The organism is Streptomyces sp. NPDC006512, assembly GCF_040611935.1.
Classification (GTDB): domain Bacteria; phylum Actinomycetota; class Actinomycetes; order Streptomycetales; family Streptomycetaceae; genus Streptomyces.
Map to the genome: position 1 here is coordinate 1 of NZ_JBEXPG010000129.1, position 5,312 is coordinate 5,312.

At 73.4% G+C, this 5,312-nt stretch carries 6 protein-coding genes; 4 read left to right on the forward strand and 2 right to left on the reverse strand.

The window, feature by feature from the left end; translation table 11 throughout:
* Nucleotides 1-125 precede the first annotated feature (125 nt).
* From ABZZ17_RS39795 to ABZZ17_RS39805, 3 genes are read left to right on the forward strand one after another with little or no spacing between them, the layout of a single operon-like run.
* A complete protein-coding gene (locus ABZZ17_RS39795) occupies nt 126-920 on the forward strand; it encodes an ABC transporter ATP-binding protein (protein WP_356884237.1) in 795 nt (264 codons plus the stop codon).
* On the forward strand, nt 907-1,806 hold the full coding sequence (locus ABZZ17_RS39800) for an ABC transporter permease (protein WP_356884239.1): 900 nt from the start codon (nt 907-909) through the stop codon (nt 1,804-1,806). The genes ABZZ17_RS39795 and ABZZ17_RS39800 overlap by 14 nt, the downstream gene beginning before the upstream one ends.
* 5 nt (nt 1,807-1,811) lie before the next feature.
* On the forward strand, nt 1,812-2,582 hold the full coding sequence (locus tag ABZZ17_RS39805) for a sirohydrochlorin chelatase (protein ID WP_356884241.1): 771 nt from the start codon (nt 1,812-1,814) through the stop codon (nt 2,580-2,582).
* 64 nt (nt 2,583-2,646) lie between these two features.
* Here ABZZ17_RS39805 and ABZZ17_RS39810 read toward each other — a convergent pair whose 3' ends face one another.
* Entirely contained in the window at nt 2,647-3,648 is a 1,002-nt protein-coding gene (locus ABZZ17_RS39810) for a 2-dehydropantoate 2-reductase N-terminal domain-containing protein (RefSeq protein ID WP_356884242.1), read from the reverse strand.
* A gap of 44 nt (nt 3,649-3,692) precedes the next feature.
* Here ABZZ17_RS39810 and ABZZ17_RS39815 point away from each other — a divergent pair, with 44 nt between their 5' ends.
* Complete coding sequence (locus ABZZ17_RS39815; RefSeq protein WP_356884244.1) at nt 3,693-4,541, forward strand: aldo/keto reductase; 849 nt, start codon at nt 3,693-3,695, stop codon at nt 4,539-4,541.
* Nucleotides 4,542-4,577: 36 nt separating this feature from the next.
* Here the strand turns inward: ABZZ17_RS39815 and ABZZ17_RS39820 are convergent, their stop codons facing one another.
* Entirely contained in the window at nt 4,578-5,153 is a 576-nt protein-coding gene (locus tag ABZZ17_RS39820) for a DUF1697 domain-containing protein (RefSeq protein ID WP_356884246.1), read from the reverse strand.
* Nucleotides 5,154-5,312: the final 159 nt, after the last annotated feature.

Consider the following 5,312-nt stretch of genomic DNA (forward strand, 5'->3'; position numbering starts at 1 on the left):
GCCGGCATCTACGACCTGAGGCTCCTGAACAAGGTCCTCAAGGCCGCCGGCAAGCCCGAGGTCTCCGACGCCGGTCTCGGCACCAAGTAACTCCGTAGTTCAGCAACCCCCAGGAGGTGACGACCATGGCCACCACGCTTGCCAAGGCTGCCGAGGGCACCGCAGCGGAGCTGACGCACGCCGCGCGCATCGAGCACGTTTCGAAGTCTTTCTCCGGCCCGGCCGGATCGCAGCTCGTCCTGGACGACATCAGCCTCGATGTCGCTCCCGGCGAGTTCGTCACCATCCTGGGGGCCTCGGGGTGTGGCAAGTCCACGCTCCTGAACCTGGTCGCGGGGCTGGACAAGCCGACCGTGGGGTCCATCGAGACCCCCGGCGGCCGTCCCGCGCTGATGTTCCAGGAGCACGCCCTCTTCCCGTGGCTGACCGCGGGCAAGAACATCGAACTCGCCCTGCGCCTGCGCGGGGTCGCCAAGGCCGACCGCAAGCCCGAGGCAGAGCGGCTGCTGGAACTGGTGCGGCTCGGCGGCTCGTACGGCAAGCGCGTCCACGAACTCTCCGGCGGCATGCGCCAGCGCGTCGCCCTCGCCCGCGCCCTCGCCCAGGACAGCCAACTGCTCCTGATGGACGAGCCGTTCGCCGCCCTCGACGCCATCACCCGCGACGTGCTCCACGGCGAACTCACCCGCATCTGGGCCGAGACGAACCTCTCCGTCCTCTTCGTCACCCACAACGTCCGCGAAGCCGTCCGCCTCGCCCAGCGCGTGGTCCTCCTCTCCTCCCGGCCCGGACGCGTCGCGAAGGAATGGACCGTGGACATCCCGCAGCCGCGCCGCATCGAGGACGCCGACGTCGCGGAACTGTCCCTTGAGATCACCGAACACCTGCGTGGGGAGATCCGCCGCCATGGCCAGCACTGACACCACCCCCGAGGTCTCCACCCGCAAGGGCGACGACCTGGCCGGCCTGGAAGCGGGCCTCGACGCCCTCGACGCGGTCGAGACCCACCGCACCCCGGTCCGCGAGGTCCTCGTCAAGAAGGTCCTGCCCCCGCTGCTGGCCGTCGGCCTCGTGCTGCTGGTGTGGCAGATCCTCGTCGCGGCGAAGGTCACCGACGAGACCAAGCTCCCGGCCCTGTCCGCCGTGTGGGACAGCCTGTCCGACATGTGGGTCAAGGGCACGCTGCTGGAGGTCATCTGGACCAGCGTGTCGCGCGGTCTGCTCGGCTTCCTGCTGGCCCTGGCCATCGGTACGCCGCTCGGCCTGCTCGTGGCCCGGGTGAAGTTCGTCCGCGCCGCGATCGGACCGATCCTCCAGGGCCTGCAGTCCCTGCCGTCGGTGGCCTGGGTGCCGCCGGCCGTGCTCTGGTTCGGCCTGAACGACGCCATGATGTACACGGTGATCCTGCTGGGCGCCGTCCCGTCCATCGCCAACGGCCTCGTCTCCGGCATCGACCAGGTCCCGCCGCTGTTCCTGCGGGCCGGCCGCACCCTGGGCGCCACCGGCCTGCGCGGCGCCCGGCACATCGTGATGCCCGCCGCGCTGCCCGGCTACCTGGCCGGACTGAAGCAGGGCTGGGCCTTCTCGTGGCGTTCCCTGATGGCCGCCGAGATCATCGCCAGCTCCCCCGACCTGGGCCTCGGCCTCGGCCAGCTGCTGGAGAACGGCCGCAACAACATCGACCTGCCGGGCGTGTTCCTCGCGATCATCCTGATCCTCGTGGTCGGCATCGCCATCGACCTGCTGATCTTCAGCCCGGTCGAGCGGTGGGTGCTCCGCTCGCGCGGCCTGCTGGTCAAGAGCTGAGTCCCGTGTCCCGCGCACTTCTGGTCATCGCCCACGGCAGCCGCGACCCGCGGCACGCGGCGACCGTGCACGCCCTCGTCGGGCGGGCCCGGGAGCTGCGGCCGGGGCTGCGGGTGGAGACGTCCTTCCTGGACTTCAACGGCCCGACCGTCTCGCAGGCCCTGGCCTCGCTGTACCTGTCCGGGGTCCGGGAGGTCGTGGCCCTGCCGCTGCTCCTGACGCGGGCCTTCCACGCGAAGGCCGACATCCCGGCCGTGCTGTCCGAGGCCACCACCCGCCTCCCGGGCCTCGCGGTCCGGGTCGCGGACGTCCTCGGGCCGTCCCCGCTCCTGGTGGCGGCCCTGGAACGCCGCCTCGCCGAGGCCGGTCTCGGCCTCACCCCGGCGGAACGCGCCGGCACCGGTGTGGTGCTCGCGTCCGCCGGATCCTCCGACCCGGAGGCGATCGCAGTGATCGCTGAAATCGCGCGGGAGTGGCGGCACACCGGTTGGTGCGCCGTGCGGCCTGCGTTCGCCTCCGCTGCTCTTCCCCGTACGGAGGACGCCGTACGGGCCCTGCGCGCCGAAGGGGTCCGCCGGATCGCGGTGGCCCCGTACGTCATCGCGCCCGGGCGTCTGCCCGACCGCATCGCGGCGGGCGCGGCCGAGTCCGGCGCGGACGTGGTGGCCGACGTGCTGGGCGCCGCACCGGAACTGGCCCGCCTGCTGCTGCGCCGCTTCGACGCGGCCGGGCCGGCCCGGACCGTGCCGGACGCCCGCGAGGCGCTGACGGCCTGACGTACCGCGGGGGGAGAGCCGGGACCCGTCCGTTGCGGGTCCCGGCTCTGCCGTGCCGGGTCGGTCAGGCGCGGGCCGCGGCCTCGTCGGCCAGGGCGGTCAGGTCCTCGACGGACATGGCGCCGGGCGGCAGGGACTCGCGGGCGAAGATGTTCGCCGCGTGCCGCAGCACGTCGTTGACGGGGGTCGCCACCCCGTGGAGGCGGCCCAGGAGCGAGATCTCCCCGTTGAGGTAGTCGGCCTCCACCGAGCCGGTGCCCCGGGCCAGGCTCTGCCAGGAGGAACCGCCGCGGACGCCGGCCGGCTGGTCGACCTTGCCGTCGCGGGCGGCCGACTGCTCGGCTTCGGTGGCGCAGTCGATGCCCGCCGCCTCGAAGGCCGCCTTCGCCTCGCGGACGGCCCGCAGCATCAGCGCCGCCTTCGCCGGGTCGGGTTCGGGACCGGTGGTCGCCTGGATGGCGTTGCCCAGGTTCCCGAGGAGTTTCGCGTACTTCCACCGCATCACGTCCTCGACGACCGGCGCCCCGAAGCCCGCGCCGGCGAGGTCGGCGGCGATGTCGCGGATCTTGCGGTCCGTGCCGCCGGCCGCGCGGCCGAGGTGCAGGATCCCGGTGAGCGGGGCGCACAGCGCGGAGACCGTACCGGGCTCCAGGAAGGTCGCGGGCAGCCACACGCAGACCCCGTACACGCGCGCGAAGCGGCGCAGGGCGAGGCGTTCGCTCTCGACGCCGTTCTGCGCGCACAGCAGCGGCAGCCGCTGGGCCGCGGTGCCGCCGCCCTCGACCTCGGCGTCGCCCCATGCGTCGAGCGCGGCGATGGCGTCCTGGGTCTTCACCGTCAGCAGCAGCACGTCGTCCGGGCGCAGCGCCCCCAGTTCCGCGGGCGCGGTGACCACGGGCAGCCGGTGGACGTGCGTCCCGTCGGCGGTGGTGAGCCGCAGTCCGTCGGCGCGCAGCGCCTCGGCGTGCGCCCCGCGCGCGACGAGGACGGTGTCGAGGCCGGCTCCGGCGAGGCGTCCGCCGATGGTCGCGCCGATCGCCCCGGCGCCGATGATGATGTAACGCATGCCCAGAGCCTGGCACACCGGCCGTGCCGCGATACCGTCGGGCCATGGTGGACACGGTGTTCGAGATGGGCGGGGACCTGCCGGTACGGCGTCTGGGGCTCGGTACGGGCGGTCTGGTCGGGGCCGGCTACTGGGGCGCCCGGGGCGGCCGCGCCGAGGCGCACGCGCTGCTGCGCGCGGCCGTGGAGGCGGGGGTCACCCTGATCGACACGGCCGACAACTACGGTCCGGCGCTGGCCGAGGAGCTGATCGCCGAGGCGCTGTACCCGTACGGGGAGCGGCTGGTGGTCGCCACGAAGGGCGGGGTGGTCCGCACGGGGCCCGACCGGTGGCACGTGGCGGGGCGTCCGGAGCAGCTGCGGGAGATGTGCGAGGCGAGCCTGCGGCGGTTGCGGGTGGAGCGGATCGACCTGTACCAGCTGCACCGTCTGGACCCGGCGGTGCCGATGGCCGAACAGCTGGGTGCGCTGGCGCAGTTGCGGGCGGAGGGCAAGATCCGGCACATCGGGCTGAACACCGTCTCTCCCGAACAGCTGCGGCTGGCCTTGGAGTTGCTGCCGATCGCGGCGGTGCAGAACCCGTACAACCTGCTGGACCGTTCCTCGGCCGAGGTGCTGGCGTTGTGCGAGGCGCACGGCATCGCCTTCCTGCCGTACTACCCGCTGGGCAGCGGGGCCCTGACCCGGGAGAGCGCGGCGGCGGTCACCGCGGTGGCGGCCGCGCACGGCGCGGGCCCGGGGCAGGTCGCCCTGGCGTGGCTGCTGCACCACTCGCCGGTGCTGTGCCCGACCCCGGGCACGGGCTCTCCCGTCCACCTCGCGGAGAACCTGGCGGCGGGGGCGATCCGGTTCGAGCCGCGGGAGCTGGCGCTGCTGGACGGGCTCACCTCGTAGGGGCCGGTGGTCGGGGCCTGCCGTCGGGGCCTGCCGTCAGGGCCGGGTCAGTTCGACGAGTTTGACGACGGTGTTCCAGTTGCGGGTGGTCACGTCGAGGCCCTTGACGACGGCGGGCCGGGCGAGGGCCTCGGCCAGCTTGGAGCGGCCCAGGCCGTCGGGGGCGTACAGGTACAGGACCCGGTCCCCGAGGCGGTATTCCTCGGGGAGGTACGCCGCCGGGTCCACGGACCGGAAGCGGTCCTCGGCGGGCTGCTCGGAGAAGAAGGTGGCGTGGAGCTGCTTGCCCTCCAGTTCGGCGGCGGGGAAGGGGCAGGCGTCGGCGACGGCCTGGAGGTGGTCGCCGTCGACGACGAGGCAGGCGACCCGGAAGCCGAAGTGGGCTTCGATGGCGTCCTCCAGCTCCCGGGCGAGCGCGTCGGGGTCTTGCCGGGTGCTGCCGAAGACGGCGTTGCCGCTCTGCAGGTAGGTCCGCACGTCGTCGTGGCCGAGCGCCTCGATGAGGGGGCGCAGTTGCGCCATGGGGACCTTCTTCGCCCCGCCGACGTTGATGCCGCGCAGCAGTGCCGCGTACTTCTTGGGGGTGGCCCGGGTGCTCGTCTTGTTCGTCATGGCGGCACCTTAGGCGGTGGCTGGCGCCGTGGCCGAAAGGGTTTGCCGGGTCGCGGCCCGGTGGACCTTTCCGGCCACGGCACTAGGGCCTGTCGTCAAACTCCCGTCTGCCCCGCGACGCCTGGCACGCGCTCTCGCCGCACCGGGCGAAAGCCAAGT

Coding starts and splice junctions, on each gene's coding strand:
- ABZZ17_RS39795 (WP_356884237.1), top strand. CDS start 126: ATGGCCACCACGCTTGCCAAGGCTGCCGAGGGCACCGCAGCGGAGCTG.
- ABZZ17_RS39800 (WP_356884239.1), top strand. CDS start 907: ATGGCCAGCACTGACACCACCCCCGAGGTCTCCACCCGCAAGGGCGAC.
- ABZZ17_RS39810 (WP_356884242.1), bottom strand. CDS start 3,648: ATGCGTTACATCATCATCGGCGCCGGGGCGATCGGCGCGACCATCGGC.
- ABZZ17_RS39815 (WP_356884244.1), top strand. CDS start 3,693: ATGGTGGACACGGTGTTCGAGATGGGCGGGGACCTGCCGGTACGGCGT.
- ABZZ17_RS39820 (WP_356884246.1), bottom strand. CDS start 5,153: ATGACGAACAAGACGAGCACCCGGGCCACCCCCAAGAAGTACGCGGCA.